This window comes from Pseudoalteromonas sp. 120-MNA-CIBAN-0494 (genome assembly GCF_040308885.1).
Taxonomy (GTDB): Bacteria; Pseudomonadota; Gammaproteobacteria; order Enterobacterales; family Alteromonadaceae; genus Pseudoalteromonas; species Pseudoalteromonas nigrifaciens.
Map to the genome: position 1 here is coordinate 1 of NZ_JBEOOE010000237.1, position 234 is coordinate 234.

At 45.7% G+C, this 234-nt stretch carries 1 protein-coding gene; it reads left to right on the forward strand.

Annotated elements, in window-relative coordinates:
• The first annotated feature begins 121 nt into the window (after positions 1–121).
• The gene (locus AAEY55_RS18625) at positions 122–205 is read left to right on the forward strand and encodes an SEC-C metal-binding domain-containing protein (protein ID WP_350552779.1); all 84 of its coding nucleotides are present in this window, start codon (positions 122–124) and stop codon (positions 203–205) included.
• Positions 206–234: the final 29 nt, after the last annotated feature.

Sequence of the window (234 nt, forward strand, 5' to 3'; positions counted from 1 at the left end):
GGCTATTACTTCGCCAAAAAACTCACCAGAAAGTGCAAATTTAGCATCCGTAAAATCTGCATCAGCAACATCAACATCAACAATAATACCAAAAACAGCAGCTGCAAATAACGCCCGCACTATTGCTGCACCGCCATCTCGCAATAGTCCTTGCCCCTGCGGCAGTGGCGAGCGCTATAAAGCCTGTCACGGTAAAGTGAATTAGTGAGACGAATACCTGCATAGGTTTATCTG